At 59.1% G+C, this 26,583-nt stretch carries 28 protein-coding genes; 4 read left to right on the top strand and 24 right to left on the bottom strand.

Annotation, left to right across the window (positions count from 1 at the left end; all coding sequences use genetic code 11):
* Positions 1-11: 11 nt before the first annotated feature.
* The 16 genes from KHU30_RS16385 to guaB form a co-directional block, all read right to left on the bottom strand.
* Positions 12-923, bottom strand: coding sequence for a type II secretion system F family protein (locus KHU30_RS16385; protein ID WP_211443699.1), 912 nt, complete (start codon positions 921-923; stop codon positions 12-14).
* An 11-nt stretch (positions 924-934) separates the two neighbouring features.
* Positions 935-1,927 carry a type II secretion system F family protein gene (locus KHU30_RS16380; protein WP_211443698.1) on the bottom strand — a complete coding sequence of 331 codons (993 nt, stop codon included), beginning with the start codon at positions 1,925-1,927 and terminating at the stop codon, positions 935-937.
* Between the two features lie 14 nt (positions 1,928-1,941).
* Positions 1,942-3,288, bottom strand: a complete 1,347-nt coding sequence (locus KHU30_RS16375; protein WP_211443697.1) for a CpaF family protein — start codon at positions 3,286-3,288, stop codon at positions 1,942-1,944.
* 63 nt (positions 3,289-3,351) lie between these two features.
* Complete coding sequence (locus tag KHU30_RS16370; protein WP_230427426.1) at positions 3,352-4,509, bottom strand: AAA family ATPase; 1,158 nt, start codon at positions 4,507-4,509, stop codon at positions 3,352-3,354.
* 10 nt (positions 4,510-4,519) lie between these two features.
* Complete coding sequence (locus KHU30_RS16365) at positions 4,520-4,966, bottom strand: TadE/TadG family type IV pilus assembly protein (protein WP_211443696.1); 447 nt, start codon at positions 4,964-4,966, stop codon at positions 4,520-4,522.
* Complete coding sequence (locus tag KHU30_RS16360) at positions 4,963-5,403, bottom strand: TadE/TadG family type IV pilus assembly protein (protein WP_211443695.1); 441 nt, start codon at positions 5,401-5,403, stop codon at positions 4,963-4,965. Before KHU30_RS16360 ends, KHU30_RS16365 begins: the two co-directional genes overlap by 4 nt.
* 10 nt (positions 5,404-5,413) lie before the next feature.
* Positions 5,414-6,748, bottom strand: coding sequence for a pilus assembly protein TadG-related protein (locus KHU30_RS16355; RefSeq protein WP_230427425.1), 1,335 nt, complete (start codon positions 6,746-6,748; stop codon positions 5,414-5,416).
* Entirely contained in the window at positions 6,745-6,921 is a 177-nt protein-coding gene (locus KHU30_RS16350) for a Flp family type IVb pilin (protein WP_211443694.1), read from the bottom strand. Before KHU30_RS16350 ends, KHU30_RS16355 begins: the two co-directional genes overlap by 4 nt.
* Positions 6,922-6,986: 65 nt before the next feature.
* Positions 6,987-7,196 carry a Flp family type IVb pilin gene (locus KHU30_RS16345; protein WP_211443693.1) on the bottom strand — a complete coding sequence of 70 codons (210 nt, stop codon included), beginning with the start codon at positions 7,194-7,196 and terminating at the stop codon, positions 6,987-6,989.
* Between the two features lie 164 nt (positions 7,197-7,360).
* Positions 7,361-7,633, bottom strand: coding sequence for a hypothetical protein (locus tag KHU30_RS16340; RefSeq protein ID WP_211443692.1), 273 nt, complete (start codon positions 7,631-7,633; stop codon positions 7,361-7,363).
* A gap of 11 nt (positions 7,634-7,644) precedes the next feature.
* Entirely contained in the window at positions 7,645-9,249 is a 1,605-nt protein-coding gene (locus tag KHU30_RS16335; protein WP_329956689.1) for a type II and III secretion system protein family protein, read from the bottom strand.
* Between the two features lie 26 nt (positions 9,250-9,275).
* A complete protein-coding gene (gene cpaB, locus KHU30_RS16330) occupies positions 9,276-10,115 on the bottom strand; it encodes a Flp pilus assembly protein CpaB (protein ID WP_211443691.1) in 840 nt (279 codons plus the stop codon).
* 30 nt (positions 10,116-10,145) lie between these two features.
* On the bottom strand, positions 10,146-10,730 hold the full coding sequence (locus tag KHU30_RS16325; protein ID WP_211443690.1) for an A24 family peptidase: 585 nt from the start codon (positions 10,728-10,730) through the stop codon (positions 10,146-10,148).
* Positions 10,731-10,801: 71 nt separating this feature from the next.
* Positions 10,802-10,948, bottom strand: coding sequence for a Flp family type IVb pilin (locus KHU30_RS16320; RefSeq protein ID WP_211443689.1), 147 nt, complete (start codon positions 10,946-10,948; stop codon positions 10,802-10,804).
* A gap of 621 nt (positions 10,949-11,569) precedes the next feature.
* Positions 11,570-13,150, bottom strand: a complete 1,581-nt coding sequence (guaA, locus tag KHU30_RS16315) for a glutamine-hydrolyzing GMP synthase (RefSeq protein WP_211443688.1) — start codon at positions 13,148-13,150, stop codon at positions 11,570-11,572.
* A 228-nt stretch (positions 13,151-13,378) separates the two neighbouring features.
* Positions 13,379-14,839, bottom strand: coding sequence for an IMP dehydrogenase (gene guaB / locus KHU30_RS16310; RefSeq protein WP_061533967.1), 1,461 nt, complete (start codon positions 14,837-14,839; stop codon positions 13,379-13,381).
* A gap of 185 nt (positions 14,840-15,024) precedes the next feature.
* On the opposite strand from guaB, the gene KHU30_RS16305 reads away from it, so the two are divergent.
* A complete protein-coding gene (locus KHU30_RS16305; RefSeq protein WP_230427424.1) occupies positions 15,025-15,552 on the top strand; it encodes a DUF4124 domain-containing protein in 528 nt (175 codons plus the stop codon).
* Between the two features lie 30 nt (positions 15,553-15,582).
* On the opposite strand, the gene KHU30_RS16300 is transcribed toward KHU30_RS16305, so the two are convergent.
* Entirely contained in the window at positions 15,583-15,900 is a 318-nt protein-coding gene (locus tag KHU30_RS16300) for an RnfH family protein (RefSeq protein WP_211443686.1), read from the bottom strand.
* Positions 15,893-16,333 (bottom strand): type II toxin-antitoxin system RatA family toxin, encoded by a 441-nt coding sequence (locus KHU30_RS16295; protein ID WP_211443685.1) that lies wholly within the window; start codon positions 16,331-16,333, stop codon positions 15,893-15,895. Before KHU30_RS16295 ends, KHU30_RS16300 begins: the two co-directional genes overlap by 8 nt.
* A 67-nt stretch (positions 16,334-16,400) precedes the next feature.
* Here KHU30_RS16295 and smpB point away from each other — a divergent pair, with 67 nt between their 5' ends.
* On the top strand, positions 16,401-16,850 hold the full coding sequence (gene smpB / locus KHU30_RS16290) for an SsrA-binding protein SmpB (protein ID WP_038491015.1): 450 nt from the start codon (positions 16,401-16,403) through the stop codon (positions 16,848-16,850).
* Between the two features lie 77 nt (positions 16,851-16,927).
* On the opposite strand, the gene KHU30_RS16285 is transcribed toward smpB, so the two are convergent.
* Both KHU30_RS16285 and KHU30_RS16280 read right to left on the bottom strand, forming a co-directional pair.
* Positions 16,928-17,845, bottom strand: a complete 918-nt coding sequence (locus KHU30_RS16285) for an SPFH domain-containing protein (protein WP_211443684.1) — start codon at positions 17,843-17,845, stop codon at positions 16,928-16,930.
* A 61-nt stretch (positions 17,846-17,906) separates the two neighbouring features.
* Positions 17,907-18,371 (bottom strand): NfeD family protein, encoded by a 465-nt coding sequence (locus KHU30_RS16280; protein ID WP_211443683.1) that lies wholly within the window; start codon positions 18,369-18,371, stop codon positions 17,907-17,909.
* A 180-nt stretch (positions 18,372-18,551) separates the two neighbouring features.
* On the opposite strand from KHU30_RS16280, the gene KHU30_RS16275 reads away from it, so the two are divergent.
* Positions 18,552-20,327, top strand: coding sequence for a tetratricopeptide repeat protein (locus KHU30_RS16275; protein ID WP_211443682.1), 1,776 nt, complete (start codon positions 18,552-18,554; stop codon positions 20,325-20,327).
* Between the two features lie 69 nt (positions 20,328-20,396).
* Here the strand turns inward: KHU30_RS16275 and ppsA are convergent, their stop codons facing one another.
* A complete protein-coding gene (ppsA, locus tag KHU30_RS16270; RefSeq protein WP_211443895.1) occupies positions 20,397-22,805 on the bottom strand; it encodes a phosphoenolpyruvate synthase in 2,409 nt (802 codons plus the stop codon).
* Between the two features lie 277 nt (positions 22,806-23,082).
* On the opposite strand from ppsA, the gene ppsR reads away from it, so the two are divergent.
* A complete protein-coding gene (gene ppsR / locus KHU30_RS16265; protein ID WP_211443681.1) occupies positions 23,083-23,931 on the top strand; it encodes a posphoenolpyruvate synthetase regulatory kinase/phosphorylase PpsR in 849 nt (282 codons plus the stop codon).
* A gap of 21 nt (positions 23,932-23,952) precedes the next feature.
* Here ppsR and KHU30_RS16260 read toward each other — a convergent pair whose 3' ends face one another.
* Genes KHU30_RS16260 through lpxB form a run of 3 tightly spaced genes read right to left on the bottom strand, consistent with a single transcriptional unit; the run spans position 23,953 to position 26,583 of the window.
* Entirely contained in the window at positions 23,953-24,738 is a 786-nt protein-coding gene (locus tag KHU30_RS16260) for a TrmH family RNA methyltransferase (protein ID WP_211443680.1), read from the bottom strand.
* A 5-nt stretch (positions 24,739-24,743) separates the two neighbouring features.
* A complete protein-coding gene (gene rnhB, locus KHU30_RS16255) occupies positions 24,744-25,367 on the bottom strand; it encodes a ribonuclease HII (protein WP_211443679.1) in 624 nt (207 codons plus the stop codon).
* Between the two features lie 49 nt (positions 25,368-25,416).
* Complete coding sequence (lpxB, locus tag KHU30_RS16250) at positions 25,417-26,583, bottom strand: lipid-A-disaccharide synthase (protein ID WP_211443894.1); 1,167 nt, start codon at positions 26,581-26,583, stop codon at positions 25,417-25,419.

The following is a 26,583-nucleotide window of genomic DNA, read 5'->3' as shown; positions in this document are numbered from 1 at the left end:
CAAATCGCGGCTCAATGGATTCCGCTCAGCATCGGCATGATGGTGCGGATAATCTGGATCACGGCCGGCCCCATGATGACCATGATAATCGACGGGAATATGAACACCACCAGGGGAAACAGCATTTTTGTCGGAACCTTGGCGGCCGTTTCCTCGGCGCGTATTTGCCTTTTGTGCCGCAGGTCGTCGGAAAATACCCGCAACGATTCGCCGATGCTTGTGCCGAATTTGTCTGCCTGCGTCAGCATGGAAGCGAATATGCCAATTTCCTCAACCCCTGTGCGCAGCGCGAGATTGCGCAATGACTTCTCGCGGGTGCCGCCCGCCCTCATCTCCAGGTTAGTCAAATGCAGCTCCTCCGCCAAGGCGACACTCTTGATCCTGATTTCATCGGCTACCTTGGTGAGACCGGCGTCCAGTCCCAGGCCTGCTTCGATGCACACCAGCATCAGGTCGGCGGCATCGGGAAAACTCTCGAAAATTTCGCGCCTGCGCATTTTTATTTTCCAATGAAGTAAAACGTTAGGCAGGTAACAGCCGATCATGGCGGCCAGCATCAGGTACAGCAAAAGCGCCATGCCGTCGTATTGCGTCATGGTGCTCAGGGCCAGGAAGGCAAACACCGCAAACACCAGCGGCAGCAAGGTCTTGATTCCAAAATAAACCAGCCGGGCATCGCCATGCCGGATTCCAGCATTGAAAAACTTGATCCGCAGCGGCGATGCCTCCCAATTACCGGTCGGCGAAGACAGGTTCGCAAACGGACCGACCAGATTCACCATGGTCTCCGTCCAGCGCGGTTTCTCGGCCGGATCGGACATGGCCTGCAACCGTTGCTCGGTCTTGGTTGGCGCCAGCCAGAGAAACAATCCTGCCAGTCCCAGCGTCACCGTAAAGAAAACAAGTACGGAAAGTATCAGCATGTCGTTCTCCCTTACACCCGTATCTTGATTATTTTTCTCAAGACAAAAATACCGATCACCATCAAGACGAGCATGTATTTGATGATGGCGATGCCGATAGGATCGTGCCACAGCGGCGCCATGAAATCCGGATTCAGGAGACTCATGGCAGCGCCCAATGCGAATGGCATGAGCCCCAGTATCCAGGCCGACAGGCGGCCCTCGGACGACAGCACCTTCACCCTGGCCAGCAGCTTCAGGCGCTCACGGATCAAGCGGCTCAGGTTCCCCAGCACATCGGTCAGGTTGCCGCCTGAATCGCGCTGAATCAGCACGGCGACCACGAAGTAACGCAGATCGGTAATCGGCACCCGTTCGCTCAGGTTGGTCAGGGCCTGCTGCAGCGATACGCCGAAATTGACTTCATCGTGGACAATGCGGAATTCGCCGGCAATCGGCTCCGCCATTTCTTCCCCGGCCATTTGCAGGCCGGACGAAAAAGCATGGCCGGAACGCAAAGCCCTGGTGATCAGGTCAAGCACATCAGGCAGCTGCTGCTCAATCTTGACCAGGCGGCGGCGGCGCTTATGACGCACATATAGCGGAGGCAGCGCCGCCAGCGCAATGCCGACCGCGGCCGCCGGCAGGATGGATTGACGGGCCAGGAAAGTCATCGCCAGGCAGCCCGCCACGGCCAATGCCAGGCATGACAGCAAAAGCTTGGATACGGTCCAGTCGAGCCCCGCCTGGAGAATGAACCTGTCCAGCCTGCGCGCCCTGGGCAGGTTCAGCAATATCCGTTCGAATACCGGTATCTCGCTCAGCATCCGTTGTTTCAACAGTTGCGATTGCTTGCTTTTATCAAGAGAAGCAGAGAGCGCCTGCAACCGCTTCGCAATTTTCCTCGCTTGCGGCCCTCGGTATGATCTCCACATCATGAACAGGCCCTCCAGCAGCAGGACCACGGCGACGAAGACGAGCACCGACAATATCAGGAAGGCGTTGCCGCCAATTGATTGCAGCATGATTGCCGCTCCTTTCATTGGTAGCGTTTGGTGGGATCGAACATGGCGTCCGGCAATATCACGCCAAACGAGCGCAACCGTTCGGCAAACTTCGGCCTCACTCCCGTCGCATGAAAATAGCCCTGGACCTCGCCATCGACGCCAATCCCGGTTTGCTTGAAGGCGAAAATCTCTTGCATGGTAATGATGTCGCCCTCCATGCCCGTCAGTTCCTGGATGCTGGTGATCTTCCGCTTGCCGTCGATCAGCCTGATGGATTGAATCATGACCGTGATGGCGGAAGCAATCTGCTGGCGCGCGGCCTTATGCGGCAGATTCAGGTTCGCCATGCCAACCATGTTTTCCAGCCTGGAAAGCGCATCCCGCGGCGTATTGGCGTGGATGGTAGTGAGCGATCCCTCATGGCCGGTGTTCATGGCTTGCAGCATGTCGGCAGCTTCGGCGCCGCGCACTTCGCCAATCACGATCCGGTCGGGCCGCATGCGCAGCGCGTTGCGCACCAGCGCGCGCTGGGTAATTTCGCCCTTGCCCTCGATATTCATCGGCCGCGTTTCCATGCGCACCACGTGCGGCTGCTGCATCTGCAGCTCGGCCGCGTCTTCGATCGTGACGATGCGCTCCGATACCGGAATGTATCCGGACAGGATGTTCAGCAAGGTCGTCTTGCCGGAGCCGGTGCCGCCGGAGATGATCATGTTGATCTTCGCCTTGCTCAAGCCTTCCAGCATGAACGCCATTTCCGCAGTCAAGCTCTTGTATTCGTCGACCAGGTTGCTCATTTTGAGGGGAATATGCGCAAACCGGCGGATCGACATCATGGGCCCATCCAGTGCCACCGGCGGAATCACCGCATTGACCCGGGAACCGTCAGGCAGCCTGGCGTCCACCATAGGGCTGGACTCGTCAATCCGACGGCCCACCAGGGACACGATCTTGTCGATGATGCGCAGCAGATGCTTCTCATCGGTAAAGGTGACGTTGGTAAGTTCCAGCTTGCCCCTGCGCTCCACATAGATCTGTTCGTAGGAGTTGACCAGGATATCGGATACGGTCGGATCGGCCATCAGCAATTCAAGCGGACCGAATCCAAGCATTTCATGCTGGATGTCGCGGATCAGCGTGCGTCGCTCGACGTCGTTGATCAACGCTTGCTCTTCCTGCAGCAGGCGCTCGATCATCGTGGTGATCTCTTGCCGCAGCATCTCCGGGGCCAATGTTTCCAGCGCCGTCAAATCGAATTTGTCCAGCAGCTTGAGATGCATCCTGCCCTTCAGCATCTTGTACGCATCGCTTGCCACCTGCCCTTGGGGCTGCTCAGCCGGTTCTATCCTGACGGCGTTCAGTTTTTCTCGAAAAGACATTTTATATGCTCCGGTTATGCTCGCTGGCTCACGCCGGTGGCGGCTGGAAATGCATGGCTCTGCTTAGGCCCGCCTGAACAATCGGCCCAGCAGGCTGCGGCTTTCTTCTTCCCTGGGGCTCAGCGACAGCGCGAACGCAGCCAGGTTCTTGGTCACGGCGTTGGAACGCGCCGTTTCAATCATCGGGTCGCCGTGATTGATAGAGTCATTGACCTCTTTATACGAATTGGGAACAGTGTGCAGGGTGACCGCGCCCAAGGAATTTCGTATGCGATCGACGCCGATTTCACCGCTCTTCTCGAAGCGGTTGACAATCAGCTCGACCTTGTTCGCCGGATAACCCAAAGACCTGAATATCGCCAGCAGCTTCTTGGCATTCCTCAGATAGGGCAAGCCTGCCTGCAGCACCGGGAAAATGCGGTCGGCGCGATCCAGCGCCTTGATCGTCAGGGTGTCCAGGTTGCGGCCTGCATCAAGCAAGATAAAGTCGTATTGCGTAACCGCCAGGTTGAGGATGGCATCGATATGTTCCGGCTTCAGCTCCATGGCTTGCGCAGGATCCTCGGGCGCCGCCAGTATGCTGTAGTTCGGCGCTACCCTGACAGTGCTGGCCGCCAGGAAGGTCGCATCCAGCCGGCTGATGTCGCGAGCGACGTCGGCCACGGTCGAGGCGGGGTCGCCGTCATGCACGAACGACAGCGCTTCGCCGAATTGCAGGTTGAGATCGATCAGCAGGACGGATTTGGTTTCCGCCAGCTGCCAACCGAGATTGGTTGCCAGGAAAGTGGCGCCGCTGCCGCCCTTGCAAGGCATGAACGCCAATATCCTGCCGGGAGCCTTGACGCGGCCGCCGATGCGCTTGGCCGCGATACGGCCGACAGCGGCTTCCAGCGCGGCAGGCGTCACCGGCGAGGGCAGCACTTCCCGCACGCCGGCGCGCATCGAGTTGATCAGGAATTCCGGCGTATGGGTAGCGCAAAGCAGGATCACGGCAATGCTGGGGTGATGGGTAGTGACATATTCGACCTGGGCCAGTTCCGCCGGATCGCAGCACATGCCCTCGACCAGCATCAGGTCCGGCTGCTCCTGTTCAGCGACGATGCGCATCCGGCTTTTGCCGCCCTCAACCAAAGTAGCCGAGTGCGAGCATGTTCCCAGGATCCTGCCCATTTCCTGCAGGCTGTTGATGTTCGGAGAAATCACCGCGATCTTCATTTTCATTTCCCTAGGTTTAAGAACAGATTGCAGCGCTGTTCGGATCCATTCGCATTATTTCCCGCGGCAAATAGGTGGAAAAGACTGGCATCGTGATTGCAGCACGCGCAGCACTGCCGGCGATGGGCGAGATCCACTGATAATTGAGGCTGGTAATCGTTACCGTCACCCCTACGCAAGTCGCCGCAGTACATGCCGCAGGGCTCCACGCCAGGTTGATGTCGGCGATCTGCGGCAGCAGCGCCTGCATCTTCGCCAGGACTTTCGCCTTCTGGGTGGTGTCGTCGCAGACCACCGCATAGCGCGCTCCGGCCCGGGTGGCCTCGGTCGCCGCGCTCCAGGTAAACAGCATGCGGCTGAAATCGGTGATCCCCAGCAGAAAAGTCAGGAAAACAATCATCACCAGGGCGAATTCGACGACGGTGGCTCCGGACTGCGATTGCCGATTCAAATGCTTATTCATATCGAGCTCCGCATGGTGGCGCTGATATTGCCATATGAGATTTTTCCTGTCGCGTCCGCAAACGCGATACCAAACACGCTGCCATACAGAGGAACGAATTTATAGCCGCTGACCGTAATCTTCACCGTGTTGATCAGCGGATTGGAGCCGGCCGTCTGCCAGGTCGGCGTCAGCACGTTGGCAGTGGTGAGACCAAGCACTAAAGGTGTTCCCGTCCCGGCAATATTGCCGTACACCACCAGATTCTGCGCTTCGGTGATATGTGTTCCCGGCGTCTGCACCGATAGATAGCGGACCGCATCGCGCACCGACTTGGTGATCGTGTTGTACTGGAACATCGCCCGGCCAAATTCCGTCGTGATGCAAGCGAGCAGCAACAGCAATGGCAGGATCAGGGCAAATTCAACGATCGCCGTGCCTTTCTGCCTGGTTTTCATGACTGCTCTCCTATCGCACTAGAACCGGCACCAGCGGGCCGGCCGAACCGCCGGCCAAGCCATTCGTCGTACATGGGCTGCCCACGGCGCCGGCATTGCCCCGGTATTCCAATTGCACGGATACTGTCGGTCCGCTCAACGGTTGCAGCATGAACATGCATGCGTAATCAATCACCTTATTCGAGGCGTCGACAACCGGCGCGGTCACCAGCCTTCTGCTAAAGCCATACAAATTGTGCTGTCCGCCGGCGCCTGGCGTGGCCAGTGTCTTGAAACCGCCTTTCATACTCAAGCCTGTAATGGTGTCCCCTTTGCTCACGCTGGTTCCTGTATCGTCATAAGAGGCAAAGGCCGCACGTTTCGTCGTGAAACTGGCTGCACTCGGATCCGAGCCCGCTGCCGGCGTTCCCGACCAGGCGTTTTGCGGGACTGCGTTGGTCCAATTGGCCGAGGTATACGCGTAGCCTGAAAAATCCGGATGATCGACGCTGGGGCCGGGATCATTGTTCTTGTAAATGCCGAAGCGGTAATTCCATACAGTGTCCACAGAAGACTGGATGCCCGGCGTTCCCAATGTGTCGCCTAGCTTGGTGCCGCAATATCCTGGTTCGCCAAGTTCCGTCTTTGTCTCGCTGGCATTCGTGCTGCCGTTCAAGTTGTACCAACCCATTTCACCATTAACCGCCGTCCCGTTGCCGATCATGGTGACCCACTCGCCGACCTGGAATCCGTAATTCGGCGCAGTCCCGCCCGTCTTGGGCTTGAGCCCGACCGGAACCGGGCAAGTGGTCTGGGCGCTGGCACGAACCGCTACCGCGGACGCCAGCACATTTTGGGTATTCTTGTAAGCAGCCGTGTTGCCGGAAAAAGCCCCCATGGACTGCAGCAGCCACATGTTCACGCCCGATTGCGTATGCTGGCATTGCGCATATCTGGCGTTCGCCGCAACGGTAGTGGCGCCATAGGCGGCATCCTTGAAACTGATATCCGTAGCTGTCACCATGCCTTTGCCACTCCATGTGACGGACTGGAAATTGACATTATTCAGGTTGCCGGCGGTAATGCCGGCATTGGTGGCCCGCGTCAGCGCGGTGCCCTCGCCGTCAAGCTCTTGCGCAGCCGCCAGCGCACAACTGTCCATCGCCGTCTGCAGCTCTGTTTTCACGACAAAAAGATGGCCAAAGTCCAAGGCAATGGCCATGAAGCCCAGCAAAAACAGCAGGACGAGCGATACGGTAACTATCACGGCCCCGCTCTGGCGACGATACTGGCGCTGGATAACAATACGGTCCACGATAATGCCTTTTAATAGGTTTTTCGGGATTTCGATTTTGGCAAAAATCAAGTACAGGTCCCGCCCGTCAGGCAGGTTGCTACGCGAGTAATGAAACTCGAAAAGCTGTTGCCTGTGGTCAGAGCTTGGAGCGCTATGACCAGTGCTATGGATACGACAGCAATGATCAATGCGTACTCGACGACCTGGGCGCCGTCTTCGTCCTGCAAGAATTGATAAAACATGACAATCTCCTTTTGAACTGGTAGACGAGCCGGCCGTACGGCCGCCTCGCCGACACCAACTGAGATCAAGCGCATGTCGCTGTCGTCAGGCAGTTTGTGACGCGAGTAATAAAAGTCGCGAAACCGCCGCCGTTGGCCGTAAGCGCCTTCAATGCCACGACCAGCGCAATCGACACGACAGCGATGATCAACGCGTATTCGACGACTTGGGCGCCTTCTTCGTCTTGTGCGAAGGAACGGACGGAATGCTTGATTAATTTAAGATTAGCGTTCATTTCTTTACCCCTTCAGATTAAGTGTGAATCGAAATTTACTGCTCTGGTACTGCTTGGCTACAACCTGCTTCCCCTGCAAAAACCCGCAAAAAAGGACTCCCTTTGCCACTGGCAGCTTATCCTGCTGCCTCCATCATTCAAATCGGCGATGCATCATTCCGGCGTTACTGGGAGGCGCCAAGGCTGCCGCCGATATTGATGACGTTGACCGTCGGCGGCGGCGCCTTGAAGCTTCCCTGATAGAGATTGATGGCCTCCCTGGCCGCTTTGCCATCCATGCCCGCCACCTGGTCCGGATTCTTGCCGGCGTCGGGATTGATGATCATCTTGAGTTTGGCAGTGCGTACGGCTTCGCCGAACTTGGCGTCGTAGTTGGGGGTAACCGTCGAGCAGCCTGCTGTCAGGACCAGCAACAGTGCGATTGCGAGCTTGTTCATGGACTTTCCTCTTATTTGGCTGCAGTAGTTGCGGCGGCGTCTTCAGAACCGGCTGCCGGGGCTGGCGCAGGAACCGGAGCCGGAACTTGGGCTTGGGCTTGGGCTTGGGCTTGGGCTTGGGCTTGGGCTTGGGCTTGGGCTTGGGCTTGGGCTTGGGCAGGAGCTTGTGCTGGAGCCGAACCTTCCACGCTGCCGTTGAAATAGACTGCCGCACGGCTAGGCACAACATGATTATCCGTTGGCAGCGCAGGTACTTCCGCCAGCGGCTTCACCAGATGCGGCGTAATCACGAACAGCAGTTCCGTCTGGTCGGTCTGGAACTCGGAACTCCTGAACAGCGCCCCCAGGACCGGCACCTCGCCCAGGCCGGGGAAGCGCTTCATAGTTTCCGTGACATTGTTCTTGATCAGGCCGGCAATGGCGAAGCTTTGTCCGTCGTTGAGCTGCACGGTGGTGTCCGCCCGCCGCACCGTGAGCGATGGCAGCACCGCAGTGACGCCGCCGACAGTCGTGAACGGCGAACCGAGCTGCGACAGATCCGATACTTCCGAGATCATCTTCAGGTTGATGCGGGTGCCGTCCAGCACCGTGGGGGTGAACTTCACGCCGATGCCGAATTCCTTTTCTTCCAGCGTGATGGTGGGCACGCCAGCGTTGTTGGTCTGGGATACGGGAATGAAAATCTTGCCGCCCGACAGGAAACTGGCCTGCTGGCCGCTGATGGCCATGATGTTGGGCTCAGCCAGCACCCGCACCAGGCCGTCATCCTTTTGACCGTCGAGATTTACCGCTGTCCTGCCTATCTTCAAGGCCTGCAGCAGGCCGCCGCCATTGCTGAGGAAATTGGACAGCAAGGAATAGACGCTCCCTCCGCCGCTGCTGGGACGGGTCAGGCTGACGCTGGACCCGAGCTTGTCGAGCAGCGTCTTGCTGACTTCGGCGATCTTCACTTCCAGCATGACCTGCTGCGGCGTCATGATGCGCAGCATGTTGACCACCTTCTTGCCGTCGCCGTAGGCAGTGGCCAGGCTGATGGCTTCATCGAGCTTGGCGGCATCGCTCACCTTGCCGGTCAGCACCAATGCATTTTCCGCGCCTCGCACCTTGATCCCGGTTTCTTCAGGCATCAATTCGGTCAGCTTCGATTGCAAGGTTTCAGGATCGATCGTAACGACGATGTCCTTGATGACGCAGCGTCCGTCGGCGCTTTGCAAGACCACATTCATCGATCCGGCCTTCTTCCCGAGAAAGAACAGTTCGGTAGGACTGAGCAGCGTGATATCCACGTCCGCCACGCCGTCCGAAGCCGCCTGCGGCGGAGCCGGTGGCGCATTCGCCGGCGCCGGCGGCGCGTTCTTGTCATTCGAAGCCACCGGCCGGCCCGCACGGCTGGAAGACTGGCCGCCGACCAGCATCCGCGCTGCGCGGATGTCCAGGCCGATGACCTTCGATTTGCCAAGAGTGACGTAAGTGACGGGGTCGACCGTCACAGATCCGCATGGTTTCAGGACGGAAGAGCCTGAAGCCTGGTTAATGAAAGGCGCGCTGGCCGCGAACGCACCATTGGACAAGGCCAGCGCAGCGAAGAAAATCACATTTCTGTAGTTATTGTTCACTTGAACTGCTCCCTAGATTATTTTATTTAAAAACAGTTGAGCGCCCGGCTGCCGTTCTGGATTACCTCGACGCATTCCGAGGCTGGCGCCATTGCCGGTTTGCTGCGCGCCACCCTGGGCCTGGCGGTCGCGACTTTAATCGGCAATGCGATCTGTTCCGCAGGTTCTCCGAACAGCTGGTTCTTGGTGATGCCTGTGGTGGTTACCGTGTTCTTGTCCACCTGGTTGCGCAGCACCAGCGACAGCGTGCCGACGCTGCGCGCCAGGTCCAGCTTTTCCGAATCCTCCAGCGTCAGCTCAAGCGTCACCGCGCTGACCACCTTAGGCTTGGTATCGTCGCGGCCGGCTTCCTGCGCCACAGCCAGCACCAGTACGTGTTCCAGCACGGTCTTGCTGATCTGCTTGCCTTCTTCCCCCTTGCTCTTGTCCTGCTGCGCGTTCACCACGACGTCTACATAGTTGCCTGGAAGCGCGAATCCAGCCACGCCAACCACGTCATTGACCCTGACCGTCATTGCCCGCTTGCCTTCGGCAATCACCGCGGAGAGCCCTCCTTGCGTGCCAACCGGCGCCAGCTTGCCGTCGAGGATTGCCTCACCGCGCAGCACACCGACTTTCACCACCCGATCCTGCAAATCCTTGATTTCCTTGAAAGCGCCGGCGGGCACCGATCCGCTCGGCCAGTCGACGGTCGACAGCATCTGTGCATTGATCCGGCTTCCCAGTTCGATGTCGGACGCCGCGATCACGACTTTATTGGATGCGATATTGCCTTGCCTCGACACCCACCCTGCCGCGTATACAGCGGCTCCCAGACCGATCAGCGCTGCCAGCATGAGCAATCCGATTGCTTTGACGTTTTTCATTTTCAATCCCAGTCAGGTTTGTTTTGCAAGCTACAAATAACCTAGTTGCCGTGCCACCATATAGCCTGTGGCGCCTATGCCGATGCTGATGCCATAGGGCAGCTTCCCTACCGACTGGCTTGCTTCCAGGCGGATTTCCGGCTTGATGCCCCCGATTGCCGACAGCATCATGGTCTGCGCGATATTCTTTACGTTGCCCAGCATCCGTCCCAAGGCTCTGTGAAACAGCGCGAATCCCAAGGCAAAGATCCCGCCGACAATAAAGGTGGATATGGCCGCATAAAATATTGCGGGGACACCCAGGAATGCGCCGACCATGGCCATCAGCTTTACATCCCCCGCTCCCATGACCTTGAGCACATACAGCGGCAATGTCATGAGCAAACCAAGCAACAGACCCTCGAATGCCCATAAAACACCGATGTGCAGCGAAATGGGAACCATCGTGTTGTAAATCAAGCCGAATGCCGTGCCGCTTGCCGTTAGCCAATTCGGAATCCTGTAGAACCGGAAATCGCAGATTGAAGCAACGACCAGCAAAGCAATCAAGACACCCGTGCGAGGATCCATGACGAGCATGCCGAGAAGTTCGAGTAGTGACTGGAATGCTTGCATGATCTCTCTCAGTAGCGATGCAAATGAAACGTGACCGGTAACCGGTTACGGCCTGCGTCCAAGACGTCCTTTTACACATTCTTCGCCAAGGCGAGCAGCACCAGCGTGCAGACCACAATGACAAGTGCTCCGATCAGTGCGCACTCGATAAGGGACGCACCGTCCTCTCTCTTGAAGAAACGCTTGAGGGCATGCGATAGTTCGTCGATTAATCGCATGCTCTTCTCCATTTGGGTTGTTCATGGTTCGACTCGATTTTCAATCGGACTGCAATCCCTGCATCCTTGAAACGAGTATAGGTAGCCGAAAAAACAAGTACATGGACGATCAGTCCCTATTTAAGCAGGACCGACTGGCTCTTTTAGTCCGGAATGGGCAGGACAAAACACCTAGGAGAGATCGGGAAAAATCAACTAGAAACCCATCCTGTACGCGTCGCCGGCCCAGGAAGATATCCGTTGAAGAAAAATTGAAACGACGATGATTGCCGAGGACGTGCAGAAAAGAGAGTTATCTCAGTTGCTGAAACCGGCACAGCCGGCGGCCCGGCGGCGCAGTTTCAGAACCCATGAAATCTGCTTGGCGTTGACGGCGGGCCAGATTTGCCGGCGCCCATCGGCAAGTTATTCGACCTTGTCAAATACCGCCATGCTGGTTGGCTGAAACAGCCATGCTTTGTCTTAAATGGCCTAGGTCTGGCTGGGGTTATTTTGTCGAACCAGCGATAGACTCTTCGGCATGCCAGTCAATGCAAAACCATGAAGCGAAAAAAAGCCCGCATTTACGCGGGCTTTCAGGCATTTACTACTGTTGAGTACTAGCGAGCGCTAGGCATCAAATCACTCCCACTCGATAGTCGCAGGCGGCTTGCCCGAGATATCGTAAACCACGCGATTGATCCCACGCACTTCATTGATGATGCGGTTCGACACCCGCCCCAGCAACTCATGCGGCAGATGCGCCCAGTGCGCGGTCATGAAGTCTTGCGTCTGCACTGCGCGCAGGGCCACCACGTATTCGTAAGTGCGGCCGTCGCCCATCACACCGACTGACTTGACCGGCAGGAAAACCGCGAACGCCTGGCTGGTCTTGTCGTACCAGGATTCGTCGGCGTCGTCCTTGGTGTTGCGCAGCTCTTCGATAAAGATGGCGTCGGCGCGGCGCAGCAGGTCGGCGAATTCCTTTTTGACTTCGCCGAGGATGCGCACGCCCAGGCCCGGGCCCGGGAACGGGTGGCGGTACACCATCGCGTGCGGCAGGCCGAGGGCGACGCCGAGCTTGCGCACTTCGTCCTTGAACAGTTCGCGCAGCGGCTCCAGCAATTGCAGGTTGAGGGTTTCCGGCAGGCCGCCGACGTTGTGGTGGCTCTTGATGGTATGGGCGGCGTTCTTGCCCTTGCCGGCGCTTTCGATGACGTCAGGGTAGATGGTGCCTTGCGCCAGCCATTTGGCATTCTTCAGCTTGGCCGATTCGACCTGGAACACTTCGACGAATTCGCGGCCGATGATCTTGCGCTTGGCTTCGGGATCGGTGACGCCGGCCAGGTGGCCCATGAACTGTGCCGACGCATCGACATGGATCACTTTCACGCCGAGGTTTTCGGCAAACATTTCCATCACCATCTTGCCTTCGTCCAGGCGCAGCAGGCCGTGGTCGACAAAGACGCAGGTCAGCTGGTCGCCGATGGCGCGATGGATCAGGGCCGCGGCAACGCTGCTGTCGACGCCGCCGGAGAGGCCGAGGATCACTTCGTCGCTGCCGACCTGCTTGCGGATGGATTCAACCGCTTCGGCGATATAGTCCGGCATGTTCCAGTCCGGCTTGCAGCCGCAGATATCGATCACGAAGCGGCCCAGGATCGCTTCGCCCTTGACCGTGTGGGTGACTTCCGGGTGGAACTGCACTGCATAGAAGCGGCGCTCGTCGTCGGCCATGCCGGCGATCGGGCAGTTCGGGGTCGATGCCATCAGCTTGAAGCCGGGCGGCATGTGGTTGACCTTGTCGCCGTGGCTCATCCAGACTTTCAGCATGGAGTGCGATTCCGGTGTCACGAAGTCGCTGATGCCTTCCAGCAGCGCGCTGTGGCCGCGGGCGCGCACTTCGGCGTAGCCGAACTCGCGGACCTTGCCCATCTCGACCTTGCCGCCCAACTGCTCGGCCATGGTCTGCATGCCGTAGCAGATGCCGAGGACCGGCACGCCCAGCTCGAACACCGCTTGCGGCGCGCGCGGGGTGTCGCCGTCGGTGACGCTGTTCGGACCGCCCGACAGGATGATGCCGGAAGCGCCGTAGTTGCGGACGAATTCATCGGACACATCGTAGGGAAACACTTCGGAAAACACACCAGCATCGCGCACGCGGCGTGCGATCAGTTGGGTTACCTGGGAGCCGAAATCGAGGATGAGGATTTTTGAGTGCATGATGGATGCCTGGTGGCTGATTTAGCAAAAAATAAGAATCTGTAATAGGACTTGCGCAAAACGGTTCCTGCAACGAGCTTGCCAAACCCTGACGACGAAGACAGTACGGCGAGGAGGAGCAACGCCGCTGGGGCCGTTTTACGCAAGTCCTATTTAAAGTGCACGCGCCACCGGCGGTTTCCCCGCAGGTGGCGCGTTCCTGGACTAGATCACTGAACAACCCCGCTATCAGTCGGTCCGATAGTTAGGCGCTTCCTTGGTAATCTGGACGTCATGGACATGCGATTCGCGCATGCCGGCCGAGGTGATTTCCACGAATTCAGCTTTCTCGCGCAGCTCGTCGATGGTGGCGCAACCGCAGTAACCCATGGAAGAACGCACGCCGCCGATCAGCTGGTACAGGATCGTCAGGACGCTGCCCTTGTAAGGCACCCGGCCTTCGATACCTTCAGGAACGAATTTGTCAGCCTTGTTGGCGGAGTCCTGGAAGTAGCGGTCGGCGGAACCGTCCGACATCGCACCCAGGCTGCCCATGCCGCGATACGACTTGTAGCTGCGGCCCTGGAACAGGATCACTTCGCCCGGCGCTTCTTCAGTGCCGGCGAACATGCTGCCCATCATCACGGTCGAGGCGCCGGCGGCCAGCGCCTTGGCGATGTCGCCCGAGAAACGGATACCGCCGTCGGCGATACATGGAATGCCAGTACCCTTGAGCGCTTGCGCAACGTTGGAGATGGCGGAAATCTGCGGCACACCGACACCGGCGACGATACGCGTGGTGCAGATCGAGCCCGGACCGATGCCGACCTTGACGCCGTCGGCGCCATGGTCTGCCAGCGCCTTGGCGGCAGCGGCGGTAGCGATGTTGCCGCCGATGACTTCAACCTGCGGGAAATTCTGCTTGACCCACTTGACGCGGTCCAGCACGCCCTTGGAGTGGCCGTGCGCGGTATCGACCACGATGACGTCGACGCCGGCTTTCACCAGCAGTTCGATGCGTTCTTCGTTATCGGCGCCAACGCCCACCGCAGCGCCTACGCGCAGCTTGCCCTGGCTGTCCTTGGAGGCCAGCGGGTGCGAGGTCGATTTCTGGATATCCTTGACCGTGATCAGGCCGCGCAGCTCGAAAGCGTCGTTGACCACCATCACGCGTTCCAGGCGGTGCTTGTTCATCAGGCGCTTGGCTTCCGACAGATCGGCGCCGTCCTTGACGTAGACCAGCTTGTCGCGCGGCGTCATCTTGGCGCTGACTTCGGCGTCCAGCTCTTCTTCAAAACGCAGGTCGCGGTTGGTGATGATGCCGACCAGGCGATTGCCTTCGACCACCGGGAAACCGCTGATGCCATGCAGTTCTGACAAGGCCATCACTTCACGGATGCGCATGTTGGGCGGGATCGTGATCGGATCGCGCACCACGCCGGATTCGAAACGCTTGACCTTGGACACTTCGCGCGCCTGCTCCTGCGCGGTCAGGTTCTTGTGGATGATGCCGATGCCGCCCTCTTGCGCCATGGCGATAGCCAGCCGCGCTTCAGTCACGGTATCCATCGCAGCCGACAGCAACGGAATGTTGATATCGATATTGCGGGACAGACGTGTTTTGAGGGTAGTGTCTTTGGGGAGGACGTCCGAATAAGCCGGAACTAAGAGCACGTCATCGAACGTGAGTGCTTTCTGAAGTAGACGCATAGTTTTTCCTATAGGCGCAAAAGCGAATTATACAGAAATCCGCGCAAGTCGCCTAACCTTGCGTGATTTTACGCGGTCAGGAGAAAATATTTCCACAAAGCACTATCGTTTGATTGACACGCCGGATGAATCATGGCGAAATCTGCGCTTCTATTCAACAAACCCTCCCGCTCCAAGGATTAGCAATGAATGCCATTCGCCTGAAACACGTTTTCTCCACCGCTGCTGCGCTAGTCTTGCTGGGCGTAGCGACCTCTGCCCTGGCGCAATTCATCTGGCTGGACGAAAAGGGCGTGAAACAGTATTCAGACATGCCGCCGCCGACCTCGGTGCCGAACAAGCGGATTCTCAAGACGCCGGGACAAAGCCTGCCGCGCGGCATCGGCAGCACCGAAGCAAGCGATGGCGCGGCTGACAGCGCGGCAGATGCAAAAACGGCCCAAGCTGCCCCTCCGACCGTAGCCGAGCAGGACGCCGCCTATCAGAAACGCAAGGCTGAGCAGGCCGAGAAGAACAAGAAAACCGCACAGGAAGCCAAACAAGCCTCGGACAAGGCCGAAAACTGCGCGCGCGCGCGCGCCAACCAGCGCACCCTGGATTCCGGCACGCGCATCGCCCAGACCGACGCCAACGGCCAGCGTTCCTATATGAACGATGACCAGCGCGCGAAGCAGACCGCTGACAACAGGGCCGTCCTGAACGAATGCCAATAACGCATCGAATGGCGTAAAAAAGCCCGCTGCCTAGCGGGCTTTTTTGTCGGCGCGCTTGCGCCTCGATTCCATCGGATCGGCAATCAGCGGCCGATAGATTTCGATCCGGTCCCGGTCGCGCAGCACCGTATCCAGCGCCTTCAGTTTGCCGTAGATGCCTACGCGCCAGCAGCTGAGGTCGATTTCGCGTATCTCTTCCAGCAGGCCGCTGCGCTTGATGCCATCGTGCAGCAAGGTGCCCGCCGGCACCGACAACTCCTTCAGTGCCTGGATTGAGGGTGTGGCGTAGCAGACCTGTATCCGTATCTGCCCGGCGTCGCTAGCTGCGCCCGTTGCGGATTCACTCATGGTGGCCATAGACAGCGTCTGCGCGCTTGCAGAAAGAATCGACGAAGCTGTTGGCGATCATGCCGAATACCGGGCCGATCAGCTTTTCCAGGATCTTGCTGGAAAACTCGTAATGCAGATCGAATTCGATCTTGCAGGCATCGGCGCGCAGGGCCTTGAAAATCCAGTTGCCATCGAGGTGCTTGAACGGCCCTTCCACCAGGCGCATCTGCATTGCGCTGGGCGGCGTGTTGCTGTTTTCAGTAGTAAACGATTGCTTGATACCGTGGTAATGTATGTTCAGTGTCGCCACCAATTTGCCGGCAGCGCGTTCACGCACATCGACGCCGCCGCACCACGGCAGGAACTGCGGGTAGTCTTCCACCCGATCGACCAGCGCAAACATCTGCTCTGCGCTGTACCCCAAAAGTACCGTTTTATGCACTACTGCCATTGAATATCAACCGTTTGATAGAATCACAACTTGAAATTTTAACCGACCTGCGCGATTTTCCTACTACATGAGCATTATTGACAACAAAAAAGTCTTCCACGATTACTTCATCGAAGAGCGTTTCGAGGCAGGCATGGAACTGCACGGCTGGGAAGTGAAAGCCATCCGCGCCGGCCGCGCCAACCTGAAAGAGTCCTACGTCATCGTCCGCAACGGTGAAATTTTCCTGTTCGGCGCCCACATCAGCGCCCTCCTCAGCGCTTCCAGCCATGTGCACCCGGAAGCGGTACGCACCCGCAAGCTGCTGCTGCACGCGGAAGAAATCAGGAAGCTGATCATCAAGGTCGAGCGTTCCGGCTATACGCTGGTGCCGATCAACCTGCATTACCTGCGCGGCCGCATCAAATGCGAAATCGGCCTGGCCAAGGGCAAGAAGCAGCACGACAAGCGCGACACCGAACGCCAGCGCGACGGCGAACGTGAAGTGCAGGCTGCGATGAAGCAGCACAGGCGCTAAGCCAGCCCCAATAAGAAACGGCCCCGGCGAAATTCAGGTTTCGCCGGGGCCGCATTTTTTTGCCGTACTTGAGTTAATTAAGATTTGGTCTGGGATTTGACCACTTGCAAGGCGGTGGCGATCAGGCCGCTGATATCGCCCATATTGGCCGGCACGATGATCGAATTATTGGTCTTCGCGAGCTGGCCGAATGCCGCCACATACTGCTCGGCCACTTTCAGGTTCACCGCATCCGAACCACCCGGCGACTGGATCGCTGCGGCGGTCTTGCGGATCGCTTCGGCGCTGGCTTCGGCAATCGACAGGATCGCTGCAGCCTGGCCCTGGGCGCGGTTGATGGAAGCCTGCTTTTCACCTTCCGACTTGGCGATCGACGCTTCGCGCTCGCCGGTGGCGATATTGATCTGCTCCTGCTTGCGCCCTTCCGATGCGGCAATCAGCGCCCGCTTCTCGCGCTCGGCAGTGATCTGCGCCTGCATCGCATGCAGGATTTCCTTCGGCGGCGTCAAGTCCTTGATTTCATAGCGCAGCACCTTGACGCCCCAGTTGGCGGCGGATTCGTCGATGGCGCTGACGATGGTGGTGTTGATGTGATCGCGTTCTTCAAAGGTCTTGTCCAGCTCCATCTTGCCGATCACCGAACGCAAGGTGGTTTGCGCCAGCTGCGTGATGGCGGCGATGTAGTTGGAAGAACCGTAGGAAGCGCGCATCGCATCGGTAATCTGGAAGTACAGGATGCCATCGACCTGCAACTGCGTATTGTCGCGCGTGATGCAAACCTGCGGCGGCACATCCAGCGGGATTTCTTTCAGGACGTGCTTGTAGGCGACGCGGTCGACGAAGGGCACCACGATGTTCAAGCCCGGCCCAAGGGTCGCATGGTATTTGCCCAGGCGTTCGACCACCCACGCATGCTGCTGCGGCACCACTTTGATGGTCTTGGCGATAAAGATGATGACGATCACCAGCAGGACTAACGAGACGCTTCCAAACATGATTTTTTCCTTTTGAATTTTGAATTGAGAACAGGTGCGTTCGCCACGGGCGAAAGAAGTTCTAGTGCCGATCCGGGCTGTTGCCGACGATCAGCCGGCTACCGCGTATTTCCTGGATATAGAACAAGCCGGCGCGGGCAGTCGCCGTCGGCGCCAGCTCGACATCCCACATGGCGCCGCGATAGCGGATGCGCGCGGTGAACTCGCCGCCGGCGCCGTCGCTGGCGGCATCGTGCTGCCACTGGTCGACTGTGACAGACTGGCCGATGTCCAGATTGACGTTAGGATCGCGCTCGGCCTTGATGCGCGAACGCTTGCCGAAACGGCTGCGGCGCAACAGGTAAGTGGCCGCCAACGCAACCACGGCCGCGACCAGCAGCTGCCACTCGACATCCAGGCCGATCAGCGCGGCGACGCCGCCCGTTGCCAGGCCAATCGCCACCATCAACAGATACAGGGTGGTAGTCGCCAATTCCGCCACGATCAGCACCCCGGCCGCCAACATCCACATCACCCATCCAGCCATATATTGCTTTCCGTTATGTAGAGCACATAGTGTAATCCAATTGATAAATAAACACGTGATTTCTTGATGCGGACAATCAACAAACAGATCCGGTCAGGCCGCCTTGGGCCTGGTGAAATGCTATGCTCTGGTCTCGCCCATAGGCACTGCCCCTGATCCGGGCTGCACTTATTCAAGTACATGAACACAATCAATATCATTCAACAAGCTTATCGGGATTTCCAAAATGGAAATACCAGGCAGGCCGAACAAGTCCTCAAGAACATCTTGCAAAGCAAGCCGGCCGATTTTGACGCCCTGCATATCCTCGGCGTGATCTATGCCGCAACCGGCCAGCGCCCCGCCGCGATCGGCCTGTTCCAGAAAGCGCTGGCGCTGGATGCCGGCAACGTCTCGCTGCATTACAAACTCGCCCGCGTGCAGTTCGAGTCCGGCGCATTCGCCGCTGCGCTGCAAGGCTATGAACGCATCATCGCCCTGGGCTACGTGAAACCGGAAATCCTGCTGGCCAAGACGGTCGCCCTGATCAACCTCCAGCGTCATCTGGAGGCGCTGGCCTGCCTGGAGCAGGCGCTGGCGCACTGGCCCGACTATGCCGACGGCTGGGCCCACAAGGGCGCCATCTACTACCAGCTGCGGCATTTCGACGAGGCGCTGCTGTGCCTGGACAAGGCGCTGGCGCTGCAACCGGCCATGGCGGATGCCTGGTACAAGAAAAGCCTGGCGCTGGACAAGCTGGAACGCTACACGGAAGCGCTGGCCTGCGCCGACCGCGCGGTATCCCTGGCGCCGGACAGCGCCGCCTACCGGCTGGACCGCGCCGTCATCCTGCACAAGCTGGAGCGTTATGAGGAAGCCCTGAGCGACCATGAACAGGGGCTGGCGCTGGCGCCCGGCAACGCCGAAGCCTGGGGCGATCACGGCCTTACCCTGAGCCGCATGAAACGCCATGAGCAGGCGCTCGCCAGCTACCGCCGTGCATTGGATCTGCAAAGCGACTATGCCGACGTGCTGTCCAACCAGTCGCTGTCGCAGCTGGTGCTGGGGCAATTCGACGCCGGCTGGCAAAGCTATGAATACCGCTGGAAAAAAGGCAATGCCGATACCCCGCGCCATACCGCCATCCCACTCTGGCTGGGCCAGCAGCCCATTGCCGGCAAACGGATCCTGCTGTGGTCCGAACAAGGGCTGGGCGACACCATCCAGTTTTGCCGCTACGCGGCCCTGGTTGCCGCGCTAGGGGCGGAGGTCATCCTGGAAGTCGATCCTGCCCTGAAAACCATCGCCCGGACCATGGGCGGTTTCCAGGTCATCGCCATAGGCGAGAACGTGCCGGCGGTCGACTGCCAGACGCCGTTGATGAGTTTGCCGCTGGTGTTCAAGACTGACCTGGCCAGCATCCCGGCCGGCCCGCCCTATCTGCACGCCGACAAGACCAAGCAAGAGCAATGGAGAAGCCGGCAGGATTTTGCCAACGGCAAGATGAAGATCGGCCTGGTCTGCTCCGGCAATCCGGGCAATACCAACGATCACCGGCGCTCCATGCCGCTGCAGGATTTTATGCCGCTGCTGGAACTGCATGCCGATTTTTTCCTGATTCAGAAGGAAGTGCGGGAGAGCGACCTCGCCTTCCTGCAGCAGAACCCCAAGCTGCGGCTGCCCGCGGCCGATATCGACGGCTTTGACGACACTGCGGCGATCATCGCCAATCTCGACCTGGTGATCAGCGTCGACACCTCCATCGCTCACCTGAGCGGCGCGCTGGGCCTGCCGGTCTGGATACTCTTGCCGTGGGTGCCCGACTGGCGCTGGCTGCTGGATCGCGAAGACAGTCCGTGGTATCCGAGTGCAAGGCTGTTCAGGCAAAAACAAGCCGGCGACTGGCAAAACCTGATACTGCGCGTAGCCGAATCCTTGCATGTCTTGCTAGGCAAGCAGGCTGGTGTCGGGCTCTGAAAATAAAAACGCGAGCACAGGGCTCGCGTTTCTTGTAGCCGGGACGAATCATCGTCCCGTGTAGCACCTTTATTGCGCGGCCGCCAGCTTCTGCCAGGTATCGATCACCGAATCAGGATTCAGGGAAATCGATTCGATGCCTTGCTTCATCAGCCACTCGGCAAAGTCAGGATGGTCCGATGGGCCCTGGCCGCAAATGCCGACGTACTTGCCCTTGGCGATACAGGTCGCAATCACCTTTTCCAGCAAGGCCAGGATGGCCGGATCGCGCTCGTCGAAATCAGCCGCCAGCAATTCCATGCCGGAATCGCGGTCCAGGCCCAGGGTCAGCTGGGTCAGGTCATTGGAGCCGATCGAGAAGCCATCGAAATGCTCGAGGAACTGATCCGCCAGGATGGCGTTCGACGGCACTTCGCACATCATGATCACGCGCAAGCCGTTCTCGCCGCGCACCAGGCCGTTCTTGCCCAGCAGGCCGATGACTTTCTCGGCTTGTCCCAGGGTGCGGACGAAAGGCACCATGATCTCGACATTGGTCAGGCCCATGTCGTTGCGTACCCGCTTCATGGCCTGGCATTCCATTTCGAATGCTTCGGCAAAATCGCTGGCCAGGTAACGCGCCGCGCCGCGGAAACCGAGCATCGGGTTTTCTTCATCCGGCTCGTAGCGCGAACCGCCGATCAGCTTCTTGTACTCGTTCGACTTGAAGTCGGACAGGCGCACGATGACCTTCTTCGGCCAGAAAGCAGCGGCGATGGTGGCGATGCCTTCCGCCAGCTTGTCGACATAGAATGCCTTCGGCGAAGCGTGGCCGCGGGCGACCGACTCGACCGCCTTCTTGAGGTCGGCGTCGATGTTCGGATATTCCAGGATCGCGCGCGGGTGCACGCCGATATTGTTGTTGATGATGAATTCCAGGCGCGCCAGGCCGACGCCGCCGTTGGGGATCGACTGGAAGTCGAAAGCCAGTTGCGGATTGCCGACATTCATCATGATCTTCAAAGGCAGCGCCGGCAATTCACCGCGCGCCACTTCGGAGACCTCGGTTTCCAGCAGGCCGTCGTAGATCTTGCCTTCATCGCCTTCGGCGCAGGAGACGGTGACCAGCGTGCCATCCTTCAGCACGTCGGTAGCGTCGCCGCAGCCGACCACGGCAGGCACACCCAGCTCGCGCGCGATGATCGCCGCGTGGCAGGTACGACCGCCGCGGTTGGTGACGATGGCGGAAGCGCGCTTCATCACCGGTTCCCAGTTAGGATCGGTCATGTCGGCCACCAGCACGTCGCCTGGCTGCACCCGCTCCATTTCGGAAGCATCGTGAATCACGCGCACCGGACCGGCGCCGATCTTCTGGCCGATGGCGCGGCCATGGGTCAGCACGGTGCCGACGCCCTTGAGCTTGAAACGCTGCTGCGCATCGGTGGATTTTTCCTGCGACTTCACTGTTTCCGGACGCGCCTGCAAGATGTACAGCTTGCCGTCGCGGCCATCCTTGCCCCATTCGATATCCATCGGACGCTCATAGTGCTTCTCGATGATGGCGGCGTACTTGGCCAGCTCGACGATTTCGTTATCGTTGAGCGAGTAGCGGTTGCGCAGCTCGATAGGCACGTCGACGGTCTTGACCGAACGGCCGGCCTTGGCTTCGCCGGTGAACTCCATCTTGATCAGCTTGGAGCCGATATTGCGGCGGATGATAGGCAGCTTGCCTTGTTCCAGCATCGGCTTGTGGACATAGAATTCGTCCGGATTGACGGCGCCCTGCACCACGGTTTCGCCCAGGCCGTAGCTGGACGTGATGAAGACCACGTCCTTGAAGCCGGATTCGGTATCCAGGGTGAACATGACGCCGGCGGCGCCGACATCGGAACGCACCATGCGCTGCACGCCGGCCGACAAGGCGACTTCGGCATGGGTAAAGCCTTTGTGCACGCGATAGGAAATCGCGCGGTCGTTATACAGGGACGCGAACACGTGCTTCATGGCTTCCAGCACGTTCTCGATGCCGACCACGTTGAGGAAAGTTTCTTGCTGGCCGGCAAATGAAGCGTCCGGCAAATCTTCGGCCGTCGCGGAAGAGCGCACGGCAAACGACATCTCGCTGGAGGAATCCGCCACCAGGCGCTTGTAGAAATCGTTGATTTCCTGTTCCAGGCGCGGCTGGAACGGGGTTTCCACGATCCATTGACGGATCTCGGCGCCGGCTTGCGCCAGTGCTCGTACATCTTCAATGTTCAGCGTCGCCAGGCGTTCGGCGATACGGTCGGCCAGGGCCGGCCCACCGTCGACGCTATGCGACAGGAAGTCGCGGAACGCCTGCGCCGTGGTTGCGAAGCCGCCCGGCACCCGTACTCCGGCGCCAGCCAGCTGGCTGATCATTTCACCCAGTGATGCATTTTTGCCGCCGACGGACTCGACATCCGTCATCCGCAGATTTTCAAAGGAGATGACGTAAGCCGCCCCCTGGGTAGCACCCATCTGTATTGCATTGGACATAACAACCTCTAGTTTGATGATAAGAAATCTTCACAATTGCCTTCGCCATCCTTGGCTTTTTGTTATTCTTCGTCGGACAGCTTCAAATAATCAGTTGGCTGCCATTTTATGCCAATTTAACGCCGAAAGGCGTACAAGGCGGCAGGCGCTTCGCAGTAAGCTAGAGCGCCGGCTCGGTTAAAAGTTTCTGCGCCGGCCTGGCTGCTGGGCTAGCCTTGGTTTTCCCATCGATTTTATTTATTCTATTTTTGACAATATCATGCTTCATGCCGCTCCCGCCCCGCTGGTCCCCGCCAACCGCACCGTGTTCTTTGTCTCCGACGGCACCGGCATCACCGCCGAGACTTTCGGCCATTCGGTGCTGACCCAGTTCGAGCTGCGTTTCAAGCAGGTGCGCCTGCCTTTCATCGATACCCTGGACAAGGCTTACGAGGCGACCCGCAGGATCAACGAAGCATTTGCCCTGGATGGCAAGCTGCCTATCGTTTTTTCAACGCTGGTGAAGGCCGACCTGTCAAAAGTGATCCAGCAGGCCAAGGCCATGCACATGGACCTGATCCAGACTTTTGTCGAGCCGCTGGAAAAAGAGCTGGAGGTCAAGTCCACCCACACCATAGGCCGCAGCCACAACACCGCCAATACCGACGAATACAAAAACCGCATCGAAGCCATCAACTTTTCGCTGGCGCATGACGACGGCCAGTCGCACAAGAACCTGGCCGATGCCGATGTCATCCTGGTTGGCGTCTCGCGTTCCGGCAAGACGCCGACCAGCCTTTACCTGGCCATGCAGTTCGGCGTCAAGGCCGCCAACTATCCTTTGATTCCGGAAGATTTCGAGCGCGACAGACTGCCGAGCGGCCTGTTGCCGTTCAAGCAAAAGATATTCGGCCTGACCATCGCCGCCGACCGTTTGTCGGAAATCCGCAACGAGCGCCGTCCTGGCAGCAAGTATGCGGCGCTGGCGAATTGCCGTTATGAAGTGAATGAAGCAGAAAAGATCATGCGGCGCGAAGGGATACGCTGGATGTCGTCGACCACCAAATCGATTGAAGAAATCGCGGCGACGATTTTGCAGGATATCAAGCCGGATATACGGACGTTCTAGACACCAGAGCAGCAGCAGATTTTATGGGCCGGTCTGGCGCAGCTGCTCAAAAAAACAAACCGCCGCGGCTGCCGCAACGTTCAGCGACTCCATCTGGCCGCGATGCGGAATCACGACTTGCCGGCTGGCCAGCTGCAGCAAATCTTCTGCCACGCCCTGGCCTTCGTGACCGAACAGCCAGGCCAGCGATCCGCTCAAATCGGCTTGATAAATGCTTTGTGTTGCATAGGAACTGGTGGCGAGCACCGGCACCCGCGCCGCCGTCATCAACGCAGCCAGATCGACGCCTTCAAAAATATCCAGAATGAAATGGGCGCCCATCCCTGCCCGCAGGACTTTCGGCGACCATGCGGATGCACTGCCTTCGGAGCAGTAGATTTGCCTGATGCCGGCAGCGGCGGCGCTGCGCAGGATGGAGCCGAGATTGCCTGGATCCTGCAAATTGTCGAGCAGCACGGCGGACTGCGTCAACGCCCGCGGCAGCCCGGACTTGGGAGTGTCGATCACGAACAGCAGGCCGACGCCATGCTCGACCTGGCTCAGCGCCTGGTATTGCGCGTCCGGCAGCACGATGCACTGCACCTTGTCAGCCTGGCATTGCCTGATCAGGGCGGCGGCCTCGTCATGCGCCAGCGCGCTCTCGCTGGCGACGCACAACGCCGGCTGGCCGGCATGTTGCAGATATGCTTGCGCCAGGTGAATTCCGTCCAGCAAAGTACGGCCGGCCTTACGGCGTGCCTGCGCGCTGGTCGCCAGCAGTTTCAGCTCCTTGTATAAAGGATTGGCGGCGGATGTGATGCTTTTCATCTGATTCATGCCTTTCCCGTTGCAGTGCTGGTCGCCAGCAAGGCGCGCACCGGCGCATACGATTTGCGGTGCACCGGCGAAACACCATGCAGCCGCAGCCGTTCCATATGCAGCGCTGTCGGATAGCCCTTATGCTGATCGAAAGCATAGTGAGGATATTGTTGGTGCAAGACTTCCAGCGCAGCGTCGCGCGCGGTCTTGGCGAGGATGGACGCAGCCGAAATGGCTTGCACCTTATCGTCGCCCTTGATGATGGCCTCGGAACGAATGCTCAGCACCGGGCAGCGATTGCCGTCGATCAGCGCCAGCGTCGGCAATACCGCCAGGCCTTCCACCGCACGGCGCATCGCCAGCATGGTGGCTTGCAATATATTGAGGCTGTCGATCTCGGCTTCAGAACATTCGGCAATCGCCCATGCCAGTGCATTGGCCTTGATCTGCTCGGCCAGCAGCTCGCGCCGTTCCGCCGTCAGTTTCTTGGAGTCGCGCAAGCCGCTGATCGGCCGCGCGGGGTCGAGTATCACGGCGGCAGCAAACACCGGACCGGCCAAAGGGCCGCGGCCAGCTTCGTCGACGCCGCAAATGGTTTCGCCGTCGTAGGAAAAAAGAGAAAGATTAGGATCGGTCACGGCATTCCACAAAATAGGGGACGCCGGACCAGGCCGGCGCAAATCAGGATCAGCGCTTATTCTGCGCAATCACCTGCAGCACAGCTTGTGCGCTTTCATTGGCGGTGTCGCGCAACAAGCTGTGATGCATGTCGGTAAAGCGCTGGCGCAGCATCGCCTGGCGCGCCGGATCTTCCAGCTGCTGCCAGAGCGCGTCGGCCAGCGCCTGCGGCGTGGCATTATGCTGCAGCAGCTCCGGCACCAGGAATTCGCGCGCCAGGATGTTCGGCAAGCCTATCCAAGGCTGGTAGCTCATGTGGCGCATGATTTCCCAGCTGGCGCGCATCATCTTGTAGGCGATCACCATGGGTTTCTTGTACAGGGCGACTTCCAGCGAAGCCGTGCCCGAAGCCACCAGCACGCCGTCGGCGGCGGCCATGGCGGTATGCGACTGGCCATCCAGGATCTGCAGCGGCAGGTCCTGCAAACCGGCCTGGCTGAGCAGCTCGCTAAAGAACTTGCGCTGCTTCTCGCCTGCCATGGGCGCAATGAAGCGCATGCCGGGATCGCGCTGCGCCAGTATCCTGGCGGCCTGCACGAAGGCGATGGTGTTGTGCTTCAGCTCGCCCATGCGGCTGCCTGGCATGATCGCCACGACGCGGCCTGCAGCCGGCAGGCCGAGCGCGCTGCGCGCCGCGGCCACATCCGGCGCCATCGGAATCACCTGCGCCAGCGGATGGCCGACATAGGTGACGGGGATGCCTGCCTTGCGATAAATCTCTGCTTCAAACGGAAAGATGACCAGCATGTGCGAAGCCGCCTTCGCGATCTTCTTGATGCGGCCGCCGCGCCATGCCCAGATCGACGGCCCGATGAAGTGGACGGTGGGAATGCCGCCCTGGCGCAATTGCGCTTCCAGGCCGAAATTGAAATCCGGCGCATCGACGCCGATGAAGACGCTCGGCTTCTCCGCCAGCAAGCGGTCGCGCAGTGCGTTCTGGATGCCCTTCAGTTCGCGATAGTGGGCAAGTACTTCGAACAGGCCGTTGACCGACAGCTTTTCCATCGGCCAGTCGCTGACAAAACCGTACTCGGCCATCCTGGCGCCGCCGATGCCGTGCATGCGCACATCGGGCAAATGCGGCCGCAATCCTGACAGCAGGCGCGCGGCCAGCAAGTCGCCGGACGTTTCGCCGGCAACCATGGCGATGGTGACATTGGCGTTGCTGTCCGCCAT

The sequence above is a fragment of the Collimonas humicola genome (assembly GCF_018304945.1).
Taxonomy (GTDB): domain Bacteria; phylum Pseudomonadota; class Gammaproteobacteria; order Burkholderiales; family Burkholderiaceae_D; genus Collimonas; species Collimonas humicola.
This window is presented reverse-complemented; position numbering and strand designations above follow the sequence as displayed.

What these genes read in the sequence shown, in the direction of transcription:
- KHU30_RS16300 (WP_211443686.1), bottom strand. Translation starts at nt 15,900, where the DNA reads ATGAGTGAATCCGCAACGGGCGCAGCTAGCGACGCCGGGCAGATACGG.
- ppsR (WP_211443681.1), top strand. Translation starts at nt 23,083, where the DNA reads ATGCTTCATGCCGCTCCCGCCCCGCTGGTCCCCGCCAACCGCACCGTG.
- KHU30_RS16340 (WP_211443692.1), bottom strand. Translation starts at nt 7,633, where the DNA reads ATGAACAAGCTCGCAATCGCACTGTTGCTGGTCCTGACAGCAGGCTGC.
- KHU30_RS16360 (WP_211443695.1), bottom strand. Translation starts at nt 5,403, where the DNA reads ATGAAAACCAGGCAGAAAGGCACGGCGATCGTTGAATTTGCCCTGATC.
- KHU30_RS16365 (WP_211443696.1), bottom strand. Translation starts at nt 4,966, where the DNA reads ATGAATAAGCATTTGAATCGGCAATCGCAGTCCGGAGCCACCGTCGTC.
- cpaB (WP_211443691.1), bottom strand. Translation starts at nt 10,115, where the DNA reads ATGAAAAACGTCAAAGCAATCGGATTGCTCATGCTGGCAGCGCTGATC.
- KHU30_RS16305 (WP_230427424.1), top strand. Translation starts at nt 15,025, where the DNA reads ATGAATGCCATTCGCCTGAAACACGTTTTCTCCACCGCTGCTGCGCTA.
- KHU30_RS16375 (WP_211443697.1), bottom strand. Translation starts at nt 3,288, where the DNA reads ATGTCTTTTCGAGAAAAACTGAACGCCGTCAGGATAGAACCGGCTGAG.
- lpxB (WP_211443894.1), bottom strand. Translation starts at nt 26,583, where the DNA reads ATGGCGGACAGCAACGCCAATGTCACCATCGCCATGGTTGCCGGCGAA.
- KHU30_RS16370 (WP_230427426.1), bottom strand. Translation starts at nt 4,509, where the DNA reads ATGAAAATGAAGATCGCGGTGATTTCTCCGAACATCAACAGCCTGCAG.
- guaB (WP_061533967.1), bottom strand. Translation starts at nt 14,839, where the DNA reads ATGCGTCTACTTCAGAAAGCACTCACGTTCGATGACGTGCTCTTAGTT.
- KHU30_RS16275 (WP_211443682.1), top strand. Translation starts at nt 18,552, where the DNA reads ATGAACACAATCAATATCATTCAACAAGCTTATCGGGATTTCCAAAAT.
- KHU30_RS16345 (WP_211443693.1), bottom strand. Translation starts at nt 7,196, where the DNA reads ATGAACGCTAATCTTAAATTAATCAAGCATTCCGTCCGTTCCTTCGCA.
- KHU30_RS16295 (WP_211443685.1), bottom strand. Translation starts at nt 16,333, where the DNA reads ATGGCAGTAGTGCATAAAACGGTACTTTTGGGGTACAGCGCAGAGCAG.
- smpB (WP_038491015.1), top strand. Translation starts at nt 16,401, where the DNA reads ATGAGCATTATTGACAACAAAAAAGTCTTCCACGATTACTTCATCGAA.
- KHU30_RS16380 (WP_211443698.1), bottom strand. Translation starts at nt 1,927, where the DNA reads ATGCTGCAATCAATTGGCGGCAACGCCTTCCTGATATTGTCGGTGCTC.
- KHU30_RS16285 (WP_211443684.1), bottom strand. Translation starts at nt 17,845, where the DNA reads ATGTTTGGAAGCGTCTCGTTAGTCCTGCTGGTGATCGTCATCATCTTT.
- guaA (WP_211443688.1), bottom strand. Translation starts at nt 13,150, where the DNA reads ATGCACTCAAAAATCCTCATCCTCGATTTCGGCTCCCAGGTAACCCAA.
- KHU30_RS16350 (WP_211443694.1), bottom strand. Translation starts at nt 6,921, where the DNA reads ATGTTTTATCAATTCTTGCAGGACGAAGACGGCGCCCAGGTCGTCGAG.
- ppsA (WP_211443895.1), bottom strand. Translation starts at nt 22,805, where the DNA reads ATGGGTGCTACCCAGGGGGCGGCTTACGTCATCTCCTTTGAAAATCTG.
- KHU30_RS16260 (WP_211443680.1), bottom strand. Translation starts at nt 24,738, where the DNA reads ATGAAAAGCATCACATCCGCCGCCAATCCTTTATACAAGGAGCTGAAA.
- KHU30_RS16320 (WP_211443689.1), bottom strand. Translation starts at nt 10,948, where the DNA reads ATGCGATTAATCGACGAACTATCGCATGCCCTCAAGCGTTTCTTCAAG.
- KHU30_RS16280 (WP_211443683.1), bottom strand. Translation starts at nt 18,371, where the DNA reads ATGGCTGGATGGGTGATGTGGATGTTGGCGGCCGGGGTGCTGATCGTG.
- KHU30_RS16325 (WP_211443690.1), bottom strand. Translation starts at nt 10,730, where the DNA reads ATGCAAGCATTCCAGTCACTACTCGAACTTCTCGGCATGCTCGTCATG.
- KHU30_RS16385 (WP_211443699.1), bottom strand. Translation starts at nt 923, where the DNA reads ATGCTGATACTTTCCGTACTTGTTTTCTTTACGGTGACGCTGGGACTG.